Consider the following 24,638-nt stretch of genomic DNA (forward strand, 5'->3'; position numbering starts at 1 on the left):
AGTAAGCCCTATAATTCATTATTTTGGGCAACTATTTATACATCTGGTAGATCCTCATGTAATTGTTCTCATTTACTACATCATATATTCACCGCAAACAGATTCCCTATTACTGCTTTAAATAAGGAGTACAAAACATTCTTGCTTATGATAGTATCAAAAATTTTTAGAATCCCATTCTTATTCTCGCTGGGGCAAACTCGCAAAAATCGCTACTTTTATATCACATTTTAGAAGTCACGAAGGTTCCTCCATTCTCCTGTGCCAGTGTTCTCATAAAATTATGATCCGCATCTTCTCCAAATGCAATGGTATGAATCACAATTCCTTTAGTATTGCTTTTTCGTATTTCTTCCAGTATCTGATCAGGGTTTGTATTTGGTAATCCATCACTCATTAATACGATTTCTTCTACTCCATTCAGAACCAGCCCTTCTAAGAGTGCTTCCATCGTATGAGTTCCTCCGGAAGCTTTGAGATGCTCTACAAAAATATTAGATGAAGTTCTCGAAGTATTACTGGCTATTCTCAACTCATTCGATTGTTTTGTCACCTTATCCGAGTATGCATATACCGCAAACTTTTTACCATCAGGTAACCCTTTGATTGCAGGAATTAGTTTACGCTTTACTGCTCCTAGTTTTGTCGCTTGTTTCGTTACTTGTTTCCCCAACAGACTTCCGATCTTACCTCCTATTAATTTCCCTACTTCACTTCCTGCTTTGTTTCCTGCTTCCCGCATCAACTGATCTTTTACAGACCCTTCATCTATTCCCTCCATACTCCCGGAAATATCAATCACGTATAAAGTATTCTTACCCGTAGTTCCAATCCCATAAAAATCATCTGATTTTTTTAATACATAACAAGAGTTGAAAGACAGTAAAAGAATACAGCAGCTTACGGTAATAATAATTCGCTTCATAATCAATTAAGATGTTGTTTTTTTTTTAAAAGTACCTGTGTTTTAATGTTGAATTTGTGTTCCTCAAAGAATACATTTCTGTTCCTTTTCGGTTCTATTCATTATACCAAGTTGTAATCGTAACTCCCTTACTAAACACCGTTTCGGTATTGATAAATTCAAATCACAACGGGTATAACACCTACGAAAGTACGCTGTTTCCGTACAGCATCTCTCAGGCATTAGAATTCTCTAGTAAAAGAATAGAAAACACGGGAATTTGATGAGAATTCAACAATAAGAACAACAATCATCATCGTTCTTTTCTAGCCCCCCTCTCTCTAAAACAATTCAGCGCGAACCTGATCTTCCTCCACTCATCTGATTTTTTTATAAAATAACCTATTTTATAAAAACGTGATATAGAACAAGAAAAAGAGCCTGTCATTTTATAAGAAGCTTATACTTCTTCACACCAGAGCTTCCTAAAAGTAAGAACTAAGCTATAAAAACACGGCTTTACAGAGAGATTTTTAGTTCAAAAACATTAAAAAATGCTGTAAAATCAGCAGTTTATCTACTACTTTTTATACAATAATCAAGGGACATATTTGAATGAATTTCTCTTAAGTACCCCGCTGTATGTAATAAGGATTCCCCGCTGTGAGAACTATAAATACAGTTTTTTTTGAGTATCAATAAACGATCTACGCAAGAATTGAAATTTAATGTCCTGAGGCATTCTCTGAATGAATCCTCTTTTCTCGTAAGAACATTTCTCGTTTTTACGTTGAAGTGATTTACTGAAACTACTGCAAAAAGGGGAAAAATCCCCTCCCTGTCTTATTTTTTAATTCATTTTTTCTTTTTATTTTTGGAGCTCCCCGCGCTTAAAAACCTAATTAATAACCATATACAGACTTTTCTCTCAACATGGCAACGCTTAGCAATACCCAAATAGCAATCTCCGGAAGGGTCATTCCTTCGTTTCGCAGCTTATCTATTCAACAACATTTAGGGGATCATCACCATCTCGAATTGGTGTGTAGAACCGATGTATTAGAGCATGCTTCTGATGAAATTATCGGAGACAGCAAGGATCTTTTAGGAGAAACCATTATTGTACAGGTACAGGCAGAAGCACAGTATCAGGATTATCGCGAATTACAGTTCAAAGGATTAATCACAGCAGTTAATGCGACCAAAGCACATCAGTCTGGAGCTTCAGGAGATATTGTGATCATTGAAGCAATGAGTACGACAATATTGGCAGATGATGGAATCCATACGACTTCTTATATGGATCTCGACCTCACAGAGTTGTTAGAACGAACCTATCAGGGGTACGATGTAGGGAAGTTAGCCACTGCTTTTGCTCCCAGACAATCTGATACCATTCATTATAGTGTACAAAAAAACGAAAGTAATTTTGCCTATAGTGCCCGCTTAGCAGCTAGTACGAATAACTGGTTCTATTACGATGGTGTACAACTGGTTTTTGGAACCCCTTCTAATGAAGAGACCCAACTTGTATATGGAAGAGATCTGGAATCTTTTTCGGTACGAATGCGGCCTACACCTAATAAGTTTGCCTATACAACACAAGATTACTTAACCAATGAACTGTATCAGAAACGAAGCAGTGAAGTCGCAACCGCTGCAGCAGGCTATCACAGTCTGGCAACCAATAAAGGGAATGTACTCTATAGCAAGGAAACCAATATCTATCATCACGGAGTAACGGATCAAAATCTCCAACAACGTTTTGAGCAGCAAGTAGAGTTCCATACACAAGCTATAGAATCCAAGCAGGTGATTGCTCATGGTGTCAGTGACAATCCCGGAATACAGTTGGGAGCAGTGGTTCGGGTCGAAGGCTATGGAAGCTTTCGGGTAATTGAGGTACGACATACGAATATAGAAGGCGGAAATTACAAAAATCACTTTCAGGCAATTACCACAGAAATAGATGTATATCCTTTAGCCACTATGTTACAGCATCCGGTTAGTACTATCGAAATAGGGAAAGTAACGGACAATGCTGATCCGGAGGGGATGAGCCGGGTAAAAGTACAATTTCCTTTTCAGGAAATTACCGGAGAGACCACTCCCTGGATTCGGGTATTAACACCTCATGCCGGGGCAGATAAAGGATTTCATTTTATTCCGGAAATAGGAGAAACCGTAGTATGTCAGTTCGAAAATAACCATTCAGAACGTCCCTATGTAGCAGGGAGTTTATATCATGGAGTCGCTAAGGCAGAGAACTGGCAGAGCGAGCAGAATAATGTCAAAGCTATTCGAACCCGAAGCGGTCATACCATAGAACTCAATGATACCGAAGGAGAAGAAAAGATCAATATCTATGATAATGATGGTAGTATCATCACTTTTGATACCCAGGCAAAATCATTGACTATTAATGCTACAGAAGATATTAATATCTCGGCAAAAAATGTACATATCACTGCCGAAGAAAACATCACCCTTGGTGCCCAGCAAAATGTAGAAGTCGCTGCCGAAACAGCGGTAAAAGCGATCAGTCAGGGAACCGTAGAACTGCAATCCGAAGCAGATACGACAGTACGCAGTAATGCAGCACTGGCAATAGAAGCCAGTAGTGATATGACTGCCAAAGGACAAAATGCCATTGTAGAGGGACTGGCTGGGGCAGAGCTCAATAGTCCACAAACCAAAGTCTCCGGTAGTGCCATGACTGAAGTATCCGGAGGAATCTTAAAATTAAATTAATCGCTAAAACCTAGAGTATTATGCCAGGACCCGCCGCCACCATCGGAAGTATGCATACCTGCCCTATGTGCAGTGGAACCACTCCTCATGTAGGAGGACCTGTTACCGGTCCCGGAATTCCCACCGTACTGATCGGAGGTAAACCCGCCGCAGTTATCGGAGATCAATGTACTTGTACCGGCCCTCCAGACACCATCGTTATGGGGTGTGCGACTGTACTAATCGGGGGAAAACCTGCCGCTACTGTGGGGGATATGACAGCCCACGGAGGAACGATCACCGTAGGAGAAACTACCGTATTAATCGGTACCGGGTGTACTGCCCCAACAGCAGTAATGCCTGTCCCCGAAATCCCTTTTCCTGAAATCAGTATCCTGAATCGCATCCTGAGAAACACCCGGGAAGCACAAACGAATCAGGAAAAGCTTAAAGAAAAGAGTGAACAACAGCATGGTTATTTATCAGAATTTAATATGAGTTTTTAATAAATCAATAGTATGATTATTACATTCCCTGCGGATAAACTTGATAGTGAAAAATTTAACTTTAGAAGTGAACAAGGTAACTTTCTTATTGGTAGAGAGAACACTTGGCATGGAGGAATTCATATTGAAGGAAAAGGTATCGGTATCAAAGCCATTGCCGATGGAAGAATTATTGCCTATCGTTTTGAAGAAGCATATAAAAAAATCACCAAAAATCAAGGAAAAGATAGCAAGTATACATCCGAATACTCCAATTGTTTTATTATAATGCAACATGATTTTACGTATGTAAAACACATCGTTAATAATAAAGGAAAAGAAAATGAAAGTACAGAAAAGAAAGAGGAACATATAACTTTCTATAGTCTATATAATCATTTATTACCAATTAACGCCTATTCTGATAAAGACACATCTAAAAATGTTAAGTTTCCTCCTTTTCTGGCAAAAAAGGAATATCAAACAGGGAAAGACCAAAAAATAAAAGGTTTAGGAGTCTATCAATTTGAACAGCATGAAGAAACTAAAACGTACAAAAAGCTAAAGAACACCGAAGTGGTATTGCCTGTCAATACAGAATTCACTTTGGCTGATGATTCTAAAAAAGAAAATACGATTGTTATACGTTATAAACGTAATGGAAAAACCAAAACAAGTACGTATAAAAAACTTGCGCCATTTAAAGACTTAGCTGGTGAGACTTGTACCAATTATTACGCTAATGTAAATCGTGGAATTAGCACCAAGCTTACTGAAACAACCTATAAAACTACCTATAAAAAAGACATTTCAAAAATTAAAGGAATTCCGGTATATAACAACTCATCTACTAATGCACCCGTCATCAGGGTTTTAAAAAGTACGCAACCATTACAGACAGATGGAGAAATTAAAAATGGATATATTCCGATCAAAGGAACCAATGAATTTGTAAAGCTTAAACATCTAACAACCGTACATACACTGGATGAATCTAAGTTTAAAAAAAATACGATTGTTGCTTGCGACATTCCGGTAAAAGCAAAGACACAGCTAGGGTATACAGGTTTAAAACAAATTAAAACAAATAAGGATTATTATGTATGCCATCATGAAATATTTATGGCTGCAGAGAATGATGATACGATTAAGAAATTTATAAACCATACTTTTGATATTTATTCTGAAGAAGAAAACCCTTTGGATAAAAAGAAGTATTATAAACTGCCAAAAAATGCTATCCTTTATAAAACACTAAAAGCCCCCAATAATCCAACTATAGAGGCTAAAACCCCTGTCAAGGTAATTGCTAAAAAAGGGAATTTCTGCAAAGTAAAAATTCTAAACACCATAGAACGCACTGTCGAAAAAGGCGCATTATCCATCAACAAAAAAGAGTCAAAAGGAAAAAAAATAGTTTATGACATTATAAATTATGATTATATCTCTAAAATATTTGATGGAACTATTACTAAAAAAGATACTCTTACTCATATATCAGGTGTAAAAAACAGTTTAGTAAAAGTCCGGCACACACCAAAGAAAAGAGTTGTTGATTATGATTTTTGGGTTCCTATTTCGGATTTATCCACTAACTATGAATATGAAACTAAAACCACTCAAACAAAAATATATAAGAGTGTTAGAGATGCAGAAAGTATAACAAATTATGTAGAAAGACCTAAAACACTATTAGAAGAAATAGAATATTTACACTTTAATTTTCTACTAGATCCGGCAAAAAATAATGAACCACAAGAAGTAGGAAGAAAAAATGTAACTAAAAAAACGTATCAGAAAGAAACTGAAAAAAAAATATCAGGTGTTGTTAAACGTAGTCTGATGAAAACTACAGAAGGGAAATTAATAAAATGGACAAAAAATGATCCCAAAGAGCCCAAACATCATTATCCTGTAATCCCTAAAAACACGCCAAAATTTAATGAGATAAATGCGGCTTTTAATGGAAAATTAAGTCTGACAGAAGTATCTCGCTTATTTTCGAATGGTTCTTTTTATTGTAATAAAAATGGAATTAAAGGAGATAAAAACTCTTTATACAGAGGGTTAACTTATATATACATAGAAAAAGAGGAAGCAGCTATAGTCCCCAATATTATACACGAAGATGAGAAAGTAATACAAGCCATACTGCCCGTAGATGTGTATAAAAAATTTGAAATCAGTGAAACCAATTATAAAATCTTACCCGTAGACAATACAGGAAAAGACCCTAAAGTCCATGAGGATGTAGACACCCTATTTGCTTTTTTCGAAAATAAGCTACCTAATGTATCCGGTTTTGAACTCAAATGGAGAGGAGCCTGTAATGAAAAAGGAGATAAAGTGAGAGCTTCAAGCAAAGCAGCCACTCATCGAATTGTAGAGTTTAATATAGAAGAGTTTAACAAAAAACAAGAAATACAAAGCCATGAGCTAAAAGAGAGCTATACCCCAAAAGTTGGAGACGAAATAGGTCTGGTCAAAGATGTAACTGATATCTGGCTGGCTAGACCTGATAACAAGGACGATATCGATTTTCTGCTGGAAAAATCAACAGTAGTAAAGCTCACTAACAAAAAAGATATTATCTTAGGAGAAGAAAATGGTGAATTCCATTACAAAAAAGTAGAGACCCATAACCTATACCTTGGTAACGAAAATGAGATAAGTCAAAAGGGGTGGGTAAAAGTTCAGGAAATGAAGGACAACAAGTTTTTTAGCCCTTATAATTGGGGTCAGTTTGGGTTCAATATTTTGGATGGTGGGGATGAGTACATCTACGAAATAAAAGATTCACAGGATTTTACCAAAACCAAAAGTAAGTTTATTAAAAAGATATGGAACAACTTCAACATAATGGATCATGTGATAAACGCAGATGAAGTTAGATTTGCATTAGGATTCAATGAAGTGCGGTATGAAATGAGTAGGATCATTGCCAAACATAAAAACGAATGGAATTATACCTATGAGGAAATAAAAGCCGATGTAGAAAAGTTTTATAGTGCACAAATCAACTTTGCCAAAAATAATAAATGTGAGCAAAGCATAATTGATGAAATGGAAAATCTAAAACAAGAATACCTTGCTAACTTAAAACAACAAGTTACAGATTTAATGTTTTGGGATGCTGCTGCTAACACGACCTATCAACCAGAACCCCCTAAAGAAAAGAATCCAAAACCTAATAAAATAGATTTTGGAATTACTGATCAGGAAAGGGCAATCAGTGAAGGATCAGTAGCAACCACTACCCTACCAAAACCTGCAGAGACAAAAAAAGAAAAACCGAAACAACCGGAACGTATCTTTCCTGCTAATTCTACCGTATATCATTTTCATCCTATTGCTTTTGTTAATCAAATGAAATTGATGTTTGAGCAGCAGGGTGGAAATGAAGATTGTCCTGAGCTTGTTTGGGGTAAAAAAGTCTCTTGTGAGTTTAGAAAACGAGTGGTACAAATCTCTAAACGTCTGGAATGTGACCCTAACCACCTAATGACTGCAATGGCTCTTGAAACTGGTGGGAAATTTAGTCCTAGTATTGATAATGGGTTAGCAAAAGATGCAAATGGTATAGGGTATGTAGGATTAATTCAATTTGGTAATGATGCTGTAAAAGATTTGAATAAAAATTACTTTATACATAAAGCAAAAATTAAAAAGATAGATTTAAAGAACATGACAGCCGAAGATCAATTATGTTATGTGGAATGTTTTTTATCTCGACACAAGGGTAAATTAAAAACATTAGCAGATTTTTATTTAGCCATTTTATGGCCAAGTGCTGTTGGTCAAGGTGTAAATCCAGATTTTATAGTTTTTGATGATAATGCATCGGGAGACAAAAAAGATGCGTATCATAGAAATCCTACTTTTCATAGAGAAGAAGACGAATTTAAAAAGAATAGCAAAGGAAAAGTTTATGAAAGACATGGAAAGGTTGGAGGTAAAACCTATGTTTGGGAAATAGCCGAAGCGATACAGGAATGGTATGATAAAGGAGTTCCGCATACAAATACTTCTAATGATTGTCCAGCATGCTCTTGTGAAGAAAAATGCATTGATCTTACTGGTAAAGTTGCTTGGATCTCGCAATTTAATAACTCGGAATGGGCTGTGTACAAAACAGGTAAAAATAAGGGAAAAAAATACATGCAAACAGATGGTTGTTGGAGGACTTCACAAAAACTATTAATGAGTGCAGGACTTAGTAAAACCTCTGGTTATAAAACAGGAATGATTATAACTGCTTTGGAGGATAATGAGCATACTAAGTTAACATTAACCGCTAAAGCAAAAGAAGGTGTTGAATATATCAACAGCCAATTAAAAAAAGGTAATCCTGTATTAGTCGGTTTAAATCATACAATTAATTATAGACATAATGGAAAAATAATTAACAGGGATCCTAAATTAGGTGATCCTGGAACAACAGATCATTATGTTGTCATAGTTGGACGAGGGTGTGAAAACAATAAAACTTATTATAGATTTTATGAGGTAGGTACTAGTTGGTTACATTATGGACAACATGCTAGTAATAAGTTGTTTTTAGGAGATGATTTTTCTTTAAAAGGAACTCCTGCCCATAATAAAAGTAGGAACTATACCGTAACACAAGTTCGTAAAAATTAATACAAAAAAATGATCAGACTAATACAAATATTTTGCTTGTTTCTTTTTTTAAGTGCTTGTTCTAAAGCGAAACAAACAAATCAGTCACAAAAAGGTAATCCAAGCCTTACTGCTGTTGAACAACAGTCAAAAGAGCCTTCACAAGAACAAGAGTACTTTTCTAATATCGAGGATTTTAAAAAATTTGTTAGTAGAAAATGGGTGGCTTTGATAGGCGATGAACCTTGTGCATCGTTCAAGAGAACTATTAAATTTGAAAATAATTTTCTTTACGAGTATGACGGAATGGAACCTACACAATATAAAATAGAAAAAATTAAACAAATTGATTCAAAAACACTGGATATAAAAATTGAGAATGATTTAGATTATGATGTTATATTTAGAGTTGAAGTCTTAGACTTAAAAGAAAAGTTAGTGAAATGGACTGTAAATGGAGAAGAATATTACGAAAAAACTAAACCTTATGATATTGTTTGTGGTGGTTCTGGTGATTATAAGGAAGGTGCTATTATGTCAAATGAAAGTAGTTTTTCTAAAAAATGGGAAGGATTTTATCAGTTTACTAGTGTAGAAGAAGGAGAAGAAAACGTAGAATTAGGTGAAGGTAAAAGTTATGACTTATATATTTCTTTAGATTCTGTTAATTTAAAAAGTTATGGTTATCGACATTTAGAAAATAGAAAAAGTTATGCAATAGAAAAAGAAGGGGCTTTATTTATTTATAACCAAGACCCTGATGAAGGGTTGTTATTAAAGCTTATTCTTAAAGATAACGAATACATTGCTACTTCTTTAACCGATAGAAAAGGAGAGTTTAAAGTTTTGAAAAAATAGTCCCCCTGCTACCGCAGGCTTCTTGAAAAGGTTTGGAATTAAAGAGCCTGAACCACAAGACCCCATAGAGAATAAAAAAGAAGGACTTGATCTAAACAAAGTAATCAAAGGATTGAACAAAAGAGCCAGTGCTATGGATGTAGCTGTAGGCTATTGTGCTAAGTATGTGAGATGGGCGTTAGAAGCAGGTGGAATGAGTACTCTAGGAAGACCTTTGTCAGCGAAAGACTATGGTCCTTTTTTGCTTAAAAAAGGATTTGTAGAAATTTCTGATGGAGATTATGAAATAGGTGATATAGCTGTTATGGAGTCTTTCAAAGGAAATCCAGATGGTCATATCCAAATGTATAATGGAGAAAACTGGGTTTCTGATTTTATCCAAAGAACTTTTTACCCTGGGAATTCTTATAGAAAAGCAAAACCTAATTACAAAATATACAGATGGAAATAAATAAAATAATAAAACTTTTGATTCTTTGTTTTTTTGTACAAGCCGTTGTTTCATGCAAACAGCAGGTCAAAAATGATAACAGTTTCACTACCGATACTTTAGCAATAAAAGTTGAAACGGAAAAAACAGAATTAAATAACGATAATAAAAATGACAAAGATAAAATAATCAATTTTATTATAGACTTTTACACTTCATATCTTATCGACTTTAATAATAGTACAAACACATGTGACATAAATAAATATTTATCTAAAGATTTTAGTAAATATTTAGGTAGCCTAGATTATGATGGTATTATACATGCCCAAGATTATGATAAATTTGATTTAAACACATTAAAAGCTTCAAAAACTTCTAAAAACAATGTTTATAAAGTCGAATTTATAAATATGGGACATGAAACGGTTTTGTATGTAAAAGTTAAATTAATTAATAAAAACTACAAAATCACTAATATCGCAAAAGACTCTAATCAGATAGCCGATATCATCCTATCAGAGATAAAACAAAATGAGTATGATTTTGATTTTTTAAAGTATAATACTAATCCTGATGATCCGCATTTTTCAATTATTTATACTCTTGAAGACTTTGATTCGGATACTGCTATTTTTCAAAAGGTTTCAAATGATGAAAGTTTTGAGTACTTCTGCCTTAAGAAGAATACAAAAAAAGGTCTAGAACTATATTATGAAGAAGATTCAAAATATAATACATATACAGGGGATACGAGTAAATCATTAATCACTATCTACAAAAAGGGAGACGATTTCTATGCAAAAAGTCCTCTAATAGAGGGAGGTAAAGAAATAAAGCTAAAAGAACGAGGGTTTTAAGTCCCGAACCCAAAAAAAGAGAAGAAAACAACAGAAATATGATAAAACTACTGATCATTATGTAACAGCAGTAGGTCGTGGTTATGAAAATGGGAAACGGTTTTTTATATTTTATGAAGTAGGAACAAGCTATCCAAATAAAGGACAACATGATGAAAACAAGCTTTTTGTAAATGAAGATTTGTCAATCACAGGGAATCCACAACATAAAACAGAACGAACATATACTTTAACCCAAGTAAGAGGAAATAAAACTAATGGTAATTTTAAGTAAGCTGCTATGAGAATTTTAATTGTTATATTCTTTTTTTGTGCTTTTAACATAACATGCAAGAATAAAGTTGATAAAGGAATTTCTTCTGAAAATATTATTTCTCAAAAGCAAATAACTAGTTTGCCATCTGAAATAAGTTTAAAAACGTGGATTTTATTAGACGACATCAGTTCTTCATATGAAGAAATATTAGATTATTCAGAATCATCTTTGATAAAAACAGAATTGAATAATTTAAATATGACTGTTGATGTATATGAAGATAATCTTTTAGAAATAGGCATCAAATATATATTGAAATTAGAAAGCGGATATAAAATAATTTTAAATAGTACAGATGTTGAATACTGTATTTTTAGATGGAAAAATCAAAGCAAAGGTATTGGAACTTGGACAATTAAATATCTTCGTTATGAAAATGGTCAAGAAGCTACGTTTACAAATGACTACGTTATTAAAAATTATGTTACATCTGAAAATTTCCCCAAACCAAAAGAACAAACTGTTATTATAGAAAAAGATCCTTCTATGGATTCTAAGTATGTTAAGGTGAACAAAATAGGAGTCACAGGTAATTTTTCTTGTGATTATAAAGAAAATGGTAACATATATAAATTAGGTAAAACAAGAATATCTGATAATAATATAATTGAAATAGAATTAGGCGAATATTTTAATGTTTCTTGTCAAGTCAGAAAAATAAGTGGTGTAGAAAATAAATATGCTTTGTTTTTCGATTATTTTTTTGACACCAAATACAAGATCAATGATATTGAATATTTTTCAAAAACAAGACCAATAGCAGAAATAGAAATTATAGATTCCAATACTATAAAAAAGAAGTGGTTTGGTTTGTATAATAACAAGACAAAGAATTACCCCAAACTATCAAATCATGATTGGAATAATGATACCTGTGAGATTATAATAAAACAGTAACCGCCGATACTTAGGGATCACATAGTCATCAAAGCTGGATGTGCTACAACACCTCGTTAATGATTCTACAAGAATTTGTAGGATTAACAGCTGGAGGTAAAAGAGGAAATAAATCAACAACTGTAAACGGTAGAGATTTAGGCACTTCTAATAACCTAATTCAAGTAGCTTTAGAAGAGACTGAAGCAGATGGAAGTTATACTACAACTACACCTATTGCAGAAAATACTAAAACAGGTATTGATTATTTAGATCAAGAGTTAGAAAAAGGGAATCCCATATTAGTTGGTGTTCGCCATACATATAAACAAGTAAAAAAAACAAAAGGGTTTAAACACGAGCAAAATCATGATAAATCTACTGATCATTTTGTAATTATAGTAGGTCGTGGTTATGAAAATGAAAAAAGATATTTTCTTTTTTATGAAGAAGGAACAAGTAATTCTGCTAATGGACAACATGACCAAAATAGATTGTATGTAAATGATGATTGGTCAATTACAGGAATACCGCAACATAATCTAGCTAGAACCTATACACTAACTCAAATCAGAGGTAACAAAACCAATGGAAACTTCAAATAATATGAATAGATTAGTTTTCTTACTTATATTACTTTTTACAATAATATCTTGTAAAAATAATGCTCAAGAGAATATTTCGTTAAATAATGAGCAAAAAATCTTAAAAGGTTTACCTGATGATATTGCCAACAAAACATGGATATATATCCATAGTAACCCTGAATATGATAAGTATAACACTTATAAAAATATACTAGATTATAATGCAGGAAATTCGATTAAAACAGAAAAGAATCTTTTTCATACAGTACTTGATGTTTATGAAACATATTATTTTGAAATACCATTTGATTCTGTAACCTTAATTAATAATATATATCAGATAAATTTTAAGCATTCAGAAATAGACTATGCAAAATTTAAATGGTTAAATAAAAATAAAGGTATTGGAGAATGGGAGATAAGATATTTAAGATATTTTGATGGACTTGATAGTATTGTTAAAAACAAAAGTGTTATAAAAAGTTTTGTTACTAAAGATAATTTTCCAGAACCTAAAAAAGAAGATAGAGTTTTAGAGAAAGAGAAATCCGAAGATAATAAGTTTGCAAAAATAGAGAAGCTTCCTATTATAGGTGAATTTGCTTGTGTTAATGAACCTTCAAGCTTTTTGTCATTTAAATATGAAGAAGTAAAATTAAGAGATAGTGAAGGAGAAGTTATAGAAATACAACCTTACAAGGTTATTTTATCTCTTACCAATCAAATTTATTTGTCTTGTACTTTAAGAAAAGTAAAAGATGCTAAAAATAAGTATGCGCTTTTTTATAGACACGCTGAGAATACTGAATATTTTCCTGAGGATATTTTGTCTTTTTCAAAAACCCATCCCATAGCTGAAATAGAAATTTTAGAAAACAATACCATAAAAAATAAGTGGATTGGCATGTATAATAGACGTACAAAAAAAGTAGAAGGATATGGTGTTTATAATTGGATAGATAAATGCGATAATACACTTAGTAAGGTAGAAGATTAAAATCCGAAACGTATCTTTCCTGCTAATTCTACCGTATATCATTTTCATCCTATTGTGTTTGTTAATCAGATGAAATTGATGTTCTCTGGGAAAAGAAAATAACATACTTATACGAAGTAAGTTCAAATCTGTTTGGTTAGTAACTGCTCTATTTCCCTTTAAGAAACAACACCTCTTATAATAAACAACTGCCTTTACTAAGTAAAGGCAGTTTTGCTTTCTTTTAGAAAAAAGAATCTGCTTTGTTGTCAAAGGGAGTATGGACAACAGCAGTGGGTCCTGGAATAATGGAAAATAAGACAAACTTACTTCCTTTAAACCATTTCTTATCACATAACACAACTGTTCCCGGGCTTATAGGTGACCAGCTGGATGCTTTATTTCTCTTGCTGGCTTTCAGGTTCAAAGGGATAGTGGTTACACTTAAAAACCCAGTAGCATGACCATCCCATAATATCCCGTTTGTCGATTTGTTATATACTTTATGATTACTATATTTTTGCTGTATTTGCTGGCTGTATTTCTTTTCCACATCGGGATCTGTTAAGTCCAGTGTACTTGCATACTTCATCTCTTTTTGGAATAGGTTAATCTTACCTATCGCATTTTTTACTGCCTTGTTATTTTGATCATAGCGTTTGGCTATAATTACTTTTACTTCATCAAGACTTTTTACCGTAATGGTTTCATCTACATCTGCCAGATATAATGTAATTGATTCCTCTTCTGTAATATTTACCTCTTCTGCAGGAAGCGCTTCTTTAGTACAGCTTAGTAATGTCGTGAAAGAGAGTAAAACCAGTAATAATGTAATGTGTGTATTGTTCATAACGTTAGATTTTTTTTCCTACTCTTTTTATCAATTGGATTTTCGGATTCCTCCACATGGGTTTCTATTGATAAGAGTGTACGCATGTATTTCATTACCCAAAAAAGAGGATTTTTATTAAAATTATTTCCAGTTACTGAATTATCTATTTAGAACAACAAAGAAATTACCTGTGACCTTTTAGCAATCTACCGAGGAAAAGAGATTGAATACTGCTTAAAAAAATACCCGGTATTTCTTGTTAAGAAACACCGGGTACTATTCGTACTATCATTTATATCGCTATTATTCTAATAACGCTACAGATTGTTTGGCGATTTCCAACTCTTCATTAGTCGGTACTATTAAGATTTTTACCGAAGCATCTTCCTTGTTAATCGCTCTGATTTCTTTGGATCGTACTGCGTTTTTTTCTTCATCCAGCTGAATTCCCAGAAAATCGAGATCAGTACATACCAATTTTCTGATCACGTCTGAGTTTTCTCCAATTCCTGCAGTAAAGACAATAGCATCAAGTCCATTCATAACAGTAGCAAAAGCTCCTATAAACTTTTTTATCCGATATGCATTCATTTCTAATGCCAGCTGACATTCTTTATTTCCAGCTTCAGCGGCAGCTTCTATATCCCGGAGATCACTAAAACCTGTTAAGCCTAGCATACCACTTTCTTTTTGTAGTAACGAACTCACTTCCTCCATGGTATACCCTAATGAATCTACCAAATGAAAAATAATTCCCGGATCAATATCTCCGGAACGAGTTCCCATAATAAGACCATTCATAGGAGCGAATCCCAATGAATGCTCTATACTTTTTCCATCTTTTACAGCAGTCATACTACACCCATTCCCTAAATGAATGGTAATTATTCGGGAAGCAGCCTTCCCTAAAAAAGCATTGGCTTTTTCTGATACATATTTATGACTGGTTCCATGAAACCCATATACCCGAATATAATGGGTATCCAAAAACTGATTTGGAATTGCATATTTATATGCCACTACAGGCATCGTCTGATGAAATGCGGTATCAAAAACCCCTACCTGAGTAGCTTGGGTAAAAATAGTTTCTGCTACTTCAATTCCTATCAGATTAGCTGGATTGTGCAACGGAGCCAAAGGAGCTAATTCTGCAATCTTTTGTTTCACCTCCTCTGTAATTACTACCGTCTCTGCAAACGAGCTTCCTCCATGTACCACTCGGTGCCCTACAACGGCAATATCATCTGCGGCATTAATCACCCCTGTCTTCTGATCCATCAGATAGGATGCAATGCACTCTAATCCTTCTTTGTGATTGGTTATAGATACCTCCTCCTCTAGAGTATTTGTATCGGTTTTATACGTAATCCGGGCATTCTCCAAACCAATACGTTCTACCAGACCTGCGCAGATTACCGTCTCCTCTGGCATGGTGAATAATTGAAATTTTATAGAAGAGCTTCCTGAGTTTAAAACGAGTACTTGCATATAAGCTTTTTATAATCCTTGTGCCTGAATGGCTGTTATTATTACGGTATTGTATACATCATCAGCAGTACATCCACGACTGAGATCATTTACCGGTTTATTTAGTCCTTGTAGCATCGGTCCGATGGCTAATGCACCTGTCTCCCGCTGAATTGCCTTATACGTATTGTTTCCGGTATTGAGATCAGGAAAGATCAATACACTTGCTTGTCCAGCGACTTCAGAATCCGGAAGTTTGCTTTTTCCTACTTCCATATCTACCGCCGCATCGTACTGTATCGGTCCTTCGATTTTGAGATCCGGACGTTGTTTTTTTACAATCTCCGTAGCAGAACGCACAATCTCTACATCTGCTCCTTTTCCTGATGTTCCTGATGAATATGACAGCATCGCTATTTTAGGTTCTATACCAAAAGCTGCTGTAGAATCAGCAGAGGTAATTGCGATTTCTGCCAGTTCTTCTGCATTTGGGTTGGGGTTAATCGCACAATCTCCAAATACCGATACCCGATCGTCCAGACACATAAAAAAGATAGAAGAAACAATATTCGCACCTGGTTTGGTCTTAATAAATTGTAATGCTGGTCGTATCGTATGCTGAGTAGTATGTACAGCTCCGGATACCATTCCATCTGCATGACCTTTATAAATCATCATAGTTCCAAAATATGACACATCAGCCATCATATCTCTAGCCATATCCATGTTCACATTTTTGTGCTTTCGCAACTCGTATAATGTCTGCGCATATTCCTCAAAATATGGAGATTCAGTTGGAAAAACAATGGTTACCTTATCAAAATCGATGGCAATATCCAGAGAAGAAGCCTTGCTTTTTATTTTCTGTTCATCCCCTATCAGGGTTACATCCACTACCTCTGATGCTACTAAACGTGCAGTGGCTCTCAGAATGCGCTCGTCTGATCCTTCTGGTAATACGATATGTTTTTTATGGAGCAAAGCTCTTTTAAACAAATCATATTGAAACATACTAGGTGTCAACCCTTCTGATGTAAAAGTGATCAAAGAATTAGATAAGTGTTCCTCGTCTACATACTTTTCGAAAGTACTGATAGACGTATTTATTTTCTGTAAGTTATCAGCGTATATTTTGGGCTTTATTGCTCCAATCTGATTGGCTATAGAAAAGGTCCCGCTAGGTACTGATACAATAGGGAAAGATAGGGAGACTCCTTCTATCAATTTCAGAATAGGTTCTTCCGGCACAATACCTCCGGTAAGAATAATTCCTGAAATTTTAGGGTAATTCGCAGAAATATCTGCCTGCAATACACCCAAAATAACATCTGCCCGATCCCCTGGAGTAATGACTAGGCTATTCTCTTTGAGATGGGTAAGGTAATTTCGCAACTGCATTGCTCCAACACCAAAGTTAACTGCCTGATTATTGAGATGTTCTTTTCCAAATAGTACCTTGCCATCTAACTCTTTTACAATTTCTTTAATTGTCGGACTAATTAAGGAAGCTACCTGTGGAATGACTATCTTATCAATTTGATCTCCGAATTCTTTTGACAAATCAACTTTTAACTGCTCCTCTTTTCCGTTTAATACCTTATTAGCAAAAACGCCCAGTACTTCCACGTCTTTTCCATGAAAGGTATCATGTGCTAATTTTAGATTCGAAACAATCTCTTCATTGGTTTTATCCACTCCATTTGCTACAATAATCGCAGGAATCCCTAAATTTTTAGCAATCACAACATTGATATCAAATTCGATAATACTCCCTTCATCAGAAAAATCAGTTCCTTCTACCAGAATAAAATCGAATCGCTCTGTCAGATTCTTATATTTTCTGATGATTCCATCGATCACCTCTCCGGATTTTCCCTGATTGTATTTTTGTAATACCTCATTGCGAGTAAAAGCATAGGCATTTTTGAAATTAATATCCAGTTCGAAATGGGAGATTACCGTATTGATATGATTGTCGACCTCTCCTTCTTTGGGGTCATCAATAATAGGTCTGAAATATCCTACTCTGGCAACCTTTCCTAGCAGCATACGCATTAACCCTAAAACAATTATGGATTTACCACTGTTTGGTTCAATGGTCGCTATATAAACAGATTTACACATGTACAGTTAATTTGGTGCTGCAAAGATACGCCAATATTGAATATTTTCCACAAAAACAGCCAAATCAAAGAAATGTTATAGGAATTTTACAACAAATTAACCAATATTGTAATAATACCATAATTTTAATTTAAAAAACAAATGTACTTTACTAAATAACTCTTCATTTTTTAACAAGTAATTTCTGTCTTTATACATTTCGAAGAGTCTTCCATAAATATTTAGTAAAAACAGCCCTATGATTTCTCTCATATTCCTTTTACAAAGAGGAATCGAAATATCTTTTATACACAGCGTTTTTTCTGAATTCCCCATTAACTTATCGCTTCGTTTTAACAGCTTTTTACTTTTTTTTAAGTAATTTGCTTACAATCGGATCTAGTGCGGGATCATTCTTAGTGAAAAACCATACCCCCCTATTAATTTTCCGGTTGATGTACTACTAATAAATCAATATGAAAAAGTATTTACTTAGCTCTTTTATATCTATACTTTGTATCCATAGTTTTGGACTCGCTCAAACAGGTCCGGGAGGAGTTGGTACCAATGATGGAACTTCATCTCTTGTCCTTTGGTTAGATGCTAATACGATGACAGGAACCAATGGGAGTGTATTAAACAGTTGGGGCGATAACTCCGGGAACAATTTTAATTTATCGGCAGGAAACGGGGCTACATTTATGTCTGCGGCGATCAACGGATACCCTGCATTTAATTTTAACGGGACTTCCCAATACTTTGAAAGACCGTTTACAGCTGCAATTACTCCTGCAAGTTTCACTGTTTTTTCCGCTACGAGAGTTACAGCTACAAATCGATATAAAGCGGTTATCTCCAATAGAGATGATCCTGGAGGAAGACCGACTGCCGGTTTTATATTGTACGCTACCCCTAACTCTAATATATGGCAATTCTGGACCGGAAGAGCCAGTGGTCCCTGGCAGGTAAATTCATCTGGAGTTTCTACCGCAGGAAATTGGGCTTCTCAGATGATCGAATATCAAAATGCTGCCAATGGAAAACGATTAGCTGTCAACGGGACAATCAATTCGACAAGCTCTCATGTAATGACATCTAATCCTTCTCGACCTATTCGGGTTGGTGCCGGAAGAAACGAAGGAACTCCTAATTATTATTTTTCCGGAGACATCGGAGAGGTTATCATGTTTAATACAGTTATTAATGATGCACAAAAGATCATTATTCATAACTATCTGGCTGCCAAATATAATTTTGCCTTATCTGTGAATGATGTTTTTAATGAGGATAATGCGACAGCAGGAAATTACGATCATGATGTGGCAGGGATCGGTCGAATTAGCGCTACTCATCTTCATACAGATGCCCAGGGTACCGGAATTGTACGGGTACTCAACCCTACAAACCTGGGAAATAATGAGTTTTTTATGTGGGGGCATGATAATGCTGCCTTAGAATTCAACACCACAGCTGATATCCCTGGAGGTATTCGTACACGACTGGACAGGGTCTGGCGAATCAGTGAATCCAATACAGGAGGGACAGCTATAGATGTAGGTGCTATTGATCTTCGATTCGATTTATCGGGAATTCCTGCTGCTACTGCTGCCAATTTGCGGTTGATTATCGATACGGATAATGATGGTACATTCAGTGATGAGCTTCCTATAGGAAATGCTACAGCGATTGGAAGTGGGGTATTTAGTTTCGCAGGTATTAACCAATTTACTGATAATACCCGGTTTACCTTAGGGCTAGGAATCACCACTATTATTACCAATAGAAAAATAACGTTCAGAGTGCGAAATAACTAATCCGATTTTTGAATTTACCCTCCTTTTTCTTCGCTTCGACATTTTCTTTATTTTTTTAAAATCTACACTAGTTGCAGTTTGTCAGCTGTATTCAATATAGTATCTTTACCAACTAAATTCAGAAAGTTCACAAATGAAAATTTCATACAACTGGTTAAAGCAGTTTATCAAGCTAGATTGGGAAGCAGAAAAAGCAGGAGAATTACTAACTGACCTAGGACTAGAAGTCGAAGGAATTGATTCCTACCAAAGTGTAAAAGGAGGATTACAAGGAGTAGTAGTAGGTCATGTTTTGAACTGTAGCCAACACCCAAATGCTGATAAGCTAAAAATAACCCGTGTAGATATCGGAGAAACAGAACCATTACAGATTGTTTGTGGGGCTCCTAATGTTGCAGCAGGTCAGAAAGTACCAGTTGCCACGATTGGTACCAAACTGTATGATGAAGATGGAAAAGAATGGGTGATCAAAAAGGGAAAAATCCGAGGAGAAGAAAGCCATGGTATGATCTGTGCCGAAGATGAATTAGGTCTTGGAAAAAGTCATGACGGAATTATGGTACTCGATCACGATATCCCTGTAGGGACGCTGGCTTCTGAAATTTTTAATATTGAAAATGATGCTGTTTTCGAAATTGGTTTAACTCCTAACCGGGCTGATGCAATGAGTCACTGGGGAACTGCCAGAGACCTAAAAGCAGGATTACAACAACAAGGAACCAAACTGGAACTAATCACTCCTTCTGTGAGTAATTTCAGAGTAGAAAACAGATTGCACAAAATAGATATCGATGTTATCAATAAAGAGTTAGCTCCCAGATACTGTGGTGTTACTATTTCTGGATTACAAGTTGCAGAATCTCCTGCCTGGTTACAACATCGATTGTTAGCCATAGGAATTACTCCAAAAAACAATGTAGTAGATGTTACTAATTATGTATTACACGAATTAGGACAACCATTACATGCTTTTGATTCTCAATTAATTGAAGGAAATAAAATCGAAGTAAAAACAGTAGCCAAAGGAACAAAATTCACTACCCTTGATGAAGTAGAACGAGAATTACACGAAGAAGATTTAATGATCTGTGATGCTAATAAACCACTGTGTATCGCCGGAGTTTTTGGTGGTATTAACTCGGGAGTGACCGAAAATACTACTTCCATTTTCCTGGAAAGCGCCTATTTCAACCCGGTAAGTATTCGAAAAACAGCTAAAAGACACGGATTAAATACCGATGCTTCTTTTAGATTCGAAAGAGGAATTGATCCGAATATAACAGAATACGCTCTCAAAAGAGCAGCACTGTTAATTCAGGAATTGGCAGGAGGAGATATCACCAGTGATATTATCGATTTATACCCAAGAAAAATTGAAGATTATCAGGTATTTCTTTCTTTCGACAACGCTACAAAATTAATTGGAGAAGAATTACCAAGAGAAACGATCAAGAGTATTCTCACATCACTGGATATTAAAGTAAACAATGTAACTGAAAGTGGAATCGGGCTCACAATCCCTTCCTATAGAAATGATGTCCAAAGAGAGGTTGATGTCATCGAAGAAATCCTGAGAGTATATGGATATAACAATATTAATTTCACTCAAAAATTAAATGCCTCTATCTCTAATTCAGACAAATTTTCTGATCACAGTGTGCAGCAAACCATATCATCTCTATTAGCGGCAAAAGGGTTACATGAAATGATGGCTAATTCACTTACTTCACCTGCGTATATCGAATTGAGTGAAGATCTACAAGCGGATAATAACGTCAATATGCTCAACCCGCTAAGTAATGATTTATCAGTGATGAGGCAATCCATGCTTTTCTCAGGTCTGGAAGCTGTATCGTATAATGTCAATCGAAAAAGATCCGATATCAAACTTTTTGAATTCGGAAAAACATATCACGCATATGATGATAAGCGTATAGAGAACAAACATCTTAGCATTATCATTAGCGGAAATCAGCACAAAGAAAACTGGAACACTCCTACACAAAAAAGTGACTTCTTTTTCTTAAAAGGAATTGTTCAGGCAACATTAGAACGACTTGGTATCAATAATGCCAGAACGACTCCTCTAAAAAATGACGTATTCTCTGAAGGACTTGCTCTAAGCATTGGCAAGACCAAATTAGTAGAATTCGGTATGATCAAAAAAACAGTCTTAAAGCATTTTTCTATTAATCAGGAAGTACTCTTTGCTGATTTTAACTGGGATAATATTTTAGAGGTAGCAAAACGTACCAAAATAAAGTACACAGATATTCCTAAGTTCCCTGAAGTTCGAAGAGACTTTGCGTTACTATTAGACAACAAAGTTACCTTTGCCGAGATTCATACCATCGCAAAACAAACAGAAAAACAACTGTTGAAAGACATTAATCTGTTTGATGTATATGAAGGTAAAAATCTTCCTGAAGGGAAAAAATCATATGCGGTAAGCTTTATTATTCAGGATGAAAAGAAAACCCTGACAGATAAGCAAATTGATAAGGTAATGAATAAACTGCTTCACAATTTTGAAAATAAATTAGGAGCAGAATTACGATAGAACAATACGCCCGCTTTGATACAAACAAAAGGCGCTACACTAAAAAATAAATCCTACTTCAAAACTCTCCGAGAAGTAGGATATCACGATAATCGAGTCAACGTAGTACTCAAAAAAAGCAGGTTATAAAGACTTTATAACTTGCTTTTTTATAAATGGACATGTCTATTTTACACTTTCTTCATTATAAAGCTGACGAAATTTTGTAGTATCAAAAAAACAGTAGATATTTAACAAAATTTAACATTATCAGCTATATTTTTATGAAAAAAATCATACTAATAGCACTACTTATCTTGAGTAGTGTCCCTACTATCTATTCTCAAAAAAAAATATGGGAAGTCAACCTAAAAGAACAATTATATGAAGTAGGTTGGATCAAACAATCCAATGATGGATATATTATTGCTTCGGGTGCAAAAGGTTTATTAGCCATGAACAATGCCACCGGAGAAATCATATGGCACAACAAAGAACTCAAAGCTATTGACAAAAACACTTTTCTGACGATAGATGGTCTTCCTCTTTTCTACATTGAATATGTTCCCATTGCAGGAAAAACTCGTGGAATAATCATCAATTCCAGTAACGGAAATATCGTATACGATACCAAAGATGAAGGAGCTAGAATAAAAAATTTCTCCCTCTATCCGGATAATAAAATCATCCTTTTTGAACTCCTAAAAGACAAAACAAGAAAACTAATGTGTTTTAGCCTGGAAAGCTGGTCTAAAAAATGGGTTGCAGATCTTGGAGAGTCAAAAGGACTTATCCAAAAATACTTCTCAGGATCTTTTATTAATCAAGGTCCCTATTTTAGCAAAGAAAACAACTTAATTCTGGGAATTAAAGAAAAGATATATACGATCAATGCAGAGACCGGTGCTATCGTTTGGACACATGAGGCTAATAAAAAAATAAAAGCATTAGTATACTCTGAAAAAAATAACAGCCTATACCTTGGAGTAAAAAAAGCAAAAACCCTAAAAGTATTACAACCTGCTACAGGAGAAGATATCACTCCTGGAAAACTAAAACTACGAGGAACATTAATCGATGTACGTCCAGATAAAGACAATAACCTCATCCTGGTTGAGACAGAAGGGTTTAACATTATCGATCCACAAACAAATGAGTTTAAATGGAAAAAGAGTTTTAAAATTGATTACCTGGATGAAGTAATTCCTCATGAAAAAGGACTAATTGCTATTGGGAAAGACGAAAAAGACGGAACTATATCTTTAGTAGATCCTAACGGAAAGAAAATATGGACCAGTAAAGTAAAAGGATATGCTTACTACATTACCCCTACAGAAAATGGAGTATTATATGTATCTACCGAGCGTTCTAACATCCTCGATTACGACAAAGGAAAAGATGTATGGGACAAAGATGTAAAGTTCAAAAGCATTCCTGCCGTTACTTTTGATGAGCAAGAAAAAAAGGTAATGCTTTTTGAAAATAAAAAAGGATACAAATTTGACTTATCTTCTGGAAAAATTGATCTTTTTGCGCAAGATATCGAATTGGAAAATGTAAAGAGAAAAACCCCTTTAATGGCTGAGTATGTAGCCGGAGCTGGATACCTTATCCAAACACCTCAACACATCTCTTTATTAACTCCTGACGGAGCTGTTAAGTACAGTAAATATTTTGATCCTCCTTCTTCTATCGGAGGACTGGTACAAGTAGCACAACTAGGGCTTAATATTGCTGGAGTTGACCTGGATATCAAAGGAAACCTGGACAATATAAAAATGTTGTCTTCCTTATCAGGAGGAGCATTACGCGTATCCAATGATCAAACAGATGCAGTTGTAGAGGAATCCGTTGTTGCTGGATTATACACAGGTCCGGACAGTAGTAGTATGACCCCTGTTTTTGAAGTTACCAAAAAACGTTTTTTTAATTCTAAATCGATTCAGGGGCACAAATTTATCGTAGCAAAAATAAAATCAGAAAATGCCCCTACTAAACATCATATTTATATGATTAACAAAAAGACCGGAGCCATTGATACTCAAATAGAATTACTAGATAAAACTCCCAATTATTTTATTGATGAAATAGACAATGTTGTATTCATCAATGAGAAGAATCATTTGATATCTGCACATCAGTTTTAATATCAAACAGACAATCCAACAAACAAAAGCACTGTCTCCATAATGACAGTGCTTTTTTTAAACACTTATGGCTTCATTTCTTCTTAGCAAGAAG

At 34.8% G+C, this 24,638-nt stretch carries 16 protein-coding genes; 12 read left to right on the forward strand and 4 right to left on the reverse strand.

Features of this window, described 5'->3' with window-relative positions:
* Positions 1 to 223: 223 nt before the first annotated feature.
* On the reverse strand, positions 224 to 925 hold the full coding sequence (locus ACFSTE_RS20395) for a VWA domain-containing protein (RefSeq protein ID WP_176029826.1): 702 nt from the start codon (positions 923 to 925) through the stop codon (positions 224 to 226).
* Positions 926 to 1,837: 912 nt separating this feature from the next.
* On the opposite strand from ACFSTE_RS20395, the gene ACFSTE_RS20400 reads away from it, so the two are divergent.
* From ACFSTE_RS20400 to ACFSTE_RS20440, 9 genes are all read left to right on the forward strand, one after another.
* Positions 1,838 to 3,655 carry a type VI secretion system Vgr family protein gene (locus ACFSTE_RS20400; protein ID WP_378255443.1) on the forward strand — a complete coding sequence of 606 codons (1,818 nt, stop codon included), beginning with the start codon at positions 1,838 to 1,840 and terminating at the stop codon, positions 3,653 to 3,655.
* Positions 3,656 to 3,675: 20 nt separating this feature from the next.
* On the forward strand, positions 3,676 to 4,140 hold the full coding sequence (locus ACFSTE_RS20405) for a PAAR domain-containing protein (protein ID WP_378255445.1): 465 nt from the start codon (positions 3,676 to 3,678) through the stop codon (positions 4,138 to 4,140).
* Positions 4,141 to 4,152: 12 nt separating this feature from the next.
* Complete coding sequence (locus ACFSTE_RS20410; protein ID WP_378255447.1) at positions 4,153 to 8,760, forward strand: hypothetical protein; 4,608 nt, start codon at positions 4,153 to 4,155, stop codon at positions 8,758 to 8,760.
* A 9-nt stretch (positions 8,761 to 8,769) separates the two neighbouring features.
* Positions 8,770 to 9,597 (forward strand): hypothetical protein, encoded by an 828-nt coding sequence (locus ACFSTE_RS20415; RefSeq protein ID WP_378255449.1) that lies wholly within the window; start codon positions 8,770 to 8,772, stop codon positions 9,595 to 9,597.
* 22 nt (positions 9,598 to 9,619) lie between these two features.
* Positions 9,620 to 10,048, forward strand: coding sequence for a hypothetical protein (locus ACFSTE_RS20420; protein WP_378255451.1), 429 nt, complete (start codon positions 9,620 to 9,622; stop codon positions 10,046 to 10,048).
* Positions 10,039 to 10,887 (forward strand): hypothetical protein, encoded by an 849-nt coding sequence (locus ACFSTE_RS20425; RefSeq protein WP_378255453.1) that lies wholly within the window; start codon positions 10,039 to 10,041, stop codon positions 10,885 to 10,887. The genes ACFSTE_RS20420 and ACFSTE_RS20425 overlap by 10 nt, the downstream gene beginning before the upstream one ends.
* A 280-nt stretch (positions 10,888 to 11,167) precedes the next feature.
* The gene (locus tag ACFSTE_RS20430; RefSeq protein ID WP_378255455.1) at positions 11,168 to 12,100 is read left to right on the forward strand and encodes a hypothetical protein; all 933 of its coding nucleotides are present in this window, start codon (positions 11,168 to 11,170) and stop codon (positions 12,098 to 12,100) included.
* A 59-nt stretch (positions 12,101 to 12,159) separates the two neighbouring features.
* Positions 12,160 to 12,684: a hypothetical protein gene (locus tag ACFSTE_RS20435; protein ID WP_378255456.1), complete on the forward strand. Its 525-nt coding sequence runs from the start codon at positions 12,160 to 12,162 to the stop codon at positions 12,682 to 12,684.
* The gene (locus ACFSTE_RS20440) at positions 12,668 to 13,663 is read left to right on the forward strand and encodes a hypothetical protein (protein ID WP_378255458.1); all 996 of its coding nucleotides are present in this window, start codon (positions 12,668 to 12,670) and stop codon (positions 13,661 to 13,663) included. Before ACFSTE_RS20435 ends, ACFSTE_RS20440 begins: the two co-directional genes overlap by 17 nt.
* Positions 13,664 to 13,886: 223 nt before the next feature.
* Here the strand turns inward: ACFSTE_RS20440 and ACFSTE_RS20445 are convergent, their stop codons facing one another.
* The 3 genes from ACFSTE_RS20445 to pta all read right to left on the reverse strand — a co-directional run bounded on the left by ACFSTE_RS20445 (position 13,887) and on the right by pta (position 18,065).
* Positions 13,887 to 14,492: a hypothetical protein gene (locus tag ACFSTE_RS20445; RefSeq protein ID WP_176029818.1), complete on the reverse strand. Its 606-nt coding sequence runs from the start codon at positions 14,490 to 14,492 to the stop codon at positions 13,887 to 13,889.
* Positions 14,493 to 14,777: 285 nt separating this feature from the next.
* Entirely contained in the window at positions 14,778 to 15,962 is a 1,185-nt protein-coding gene (locus ACFSTE_RS20450) for an acetate/propionate family kinase (protein WP_378255460.1), read from the reverse strand.
* A gap of 9 nt (positions 15,963 to 15,971) precedes the next feature.
* The gene (gene pta, locus ACFSTE_RS20455; RefSeq protein WP_176029816.1) at positions 15,972 to 18,065 is read right to left on the reverse strand and encodes a phosphate acetyltransferase; all 2,094 of its coding nucleotides are present in this window, start codon (positions 18,063 to 18,065) and stop codon (positions 15,972 to 15,974) included.
* Positions 18,066 to 18,520: 455 nt separating this feature from the next.
* Between pta and ACFSTE_RS20460 the strand changes: the two genes are divergently transcribed.
* The 3 genes from ACFSTE_RS20460 (at position 18,521) to ACFSTE_RS20470 (ending at position 24,544) form a co-directional block, all read left to right on the forward strand.
* On the forward strand, positions 18,521 to 19,858 hold the full coding sequence (locus ACFSTE_RS20460; RefSeq protein ID WP_378255465.1) for a hypothetical protein: 1,338 nt from the start codon (positions 18,521 to 18,523) through the stop codon (positions 19,856 to 19,858).
* Between the two features lie 133 nt (positions 19,859 to 19,991).
* Positions 19,992 to 22,418, forward strand: a complete 2,427-nt coding sequence (gene pheT / locus ACFSTE_RS20465) for a phenylalanine--tRNA ligase subunit beta (protein WP_378255467.1) — start codon at positions 19,992 to 19,994, stop codon at positions 22,416 to 22,418.
* A gap of 263 nt (positions 22,419 to 22,681) precedes the next feature.
* Positions 22,682 to 24,544 (forward strand): outer membrane protein assembly factor BamB family protein, encoded by a 1,863-nt coding sequence (locus ACFSTE_RS20470; protein WP_378255469.1) that lies wholly within the window; start codon positions 22,682 to 22,684, stop codon positions 24,542 to 24,544.
* Positions 24,545 to 24,638 lie beyond the last annotated feature (94 nt).

The sequence above is a fragment of the Aquimarina hainanensis genome (assembly GCF_042684685.1).
GTDB classification, from domain to species: domain Bacteria; phylum Bacteroidota; class Bacteroidia; order Flavobacteriales; family Flavobacteriaceae; genus Aquimarina; species Aquimarina hainanensis.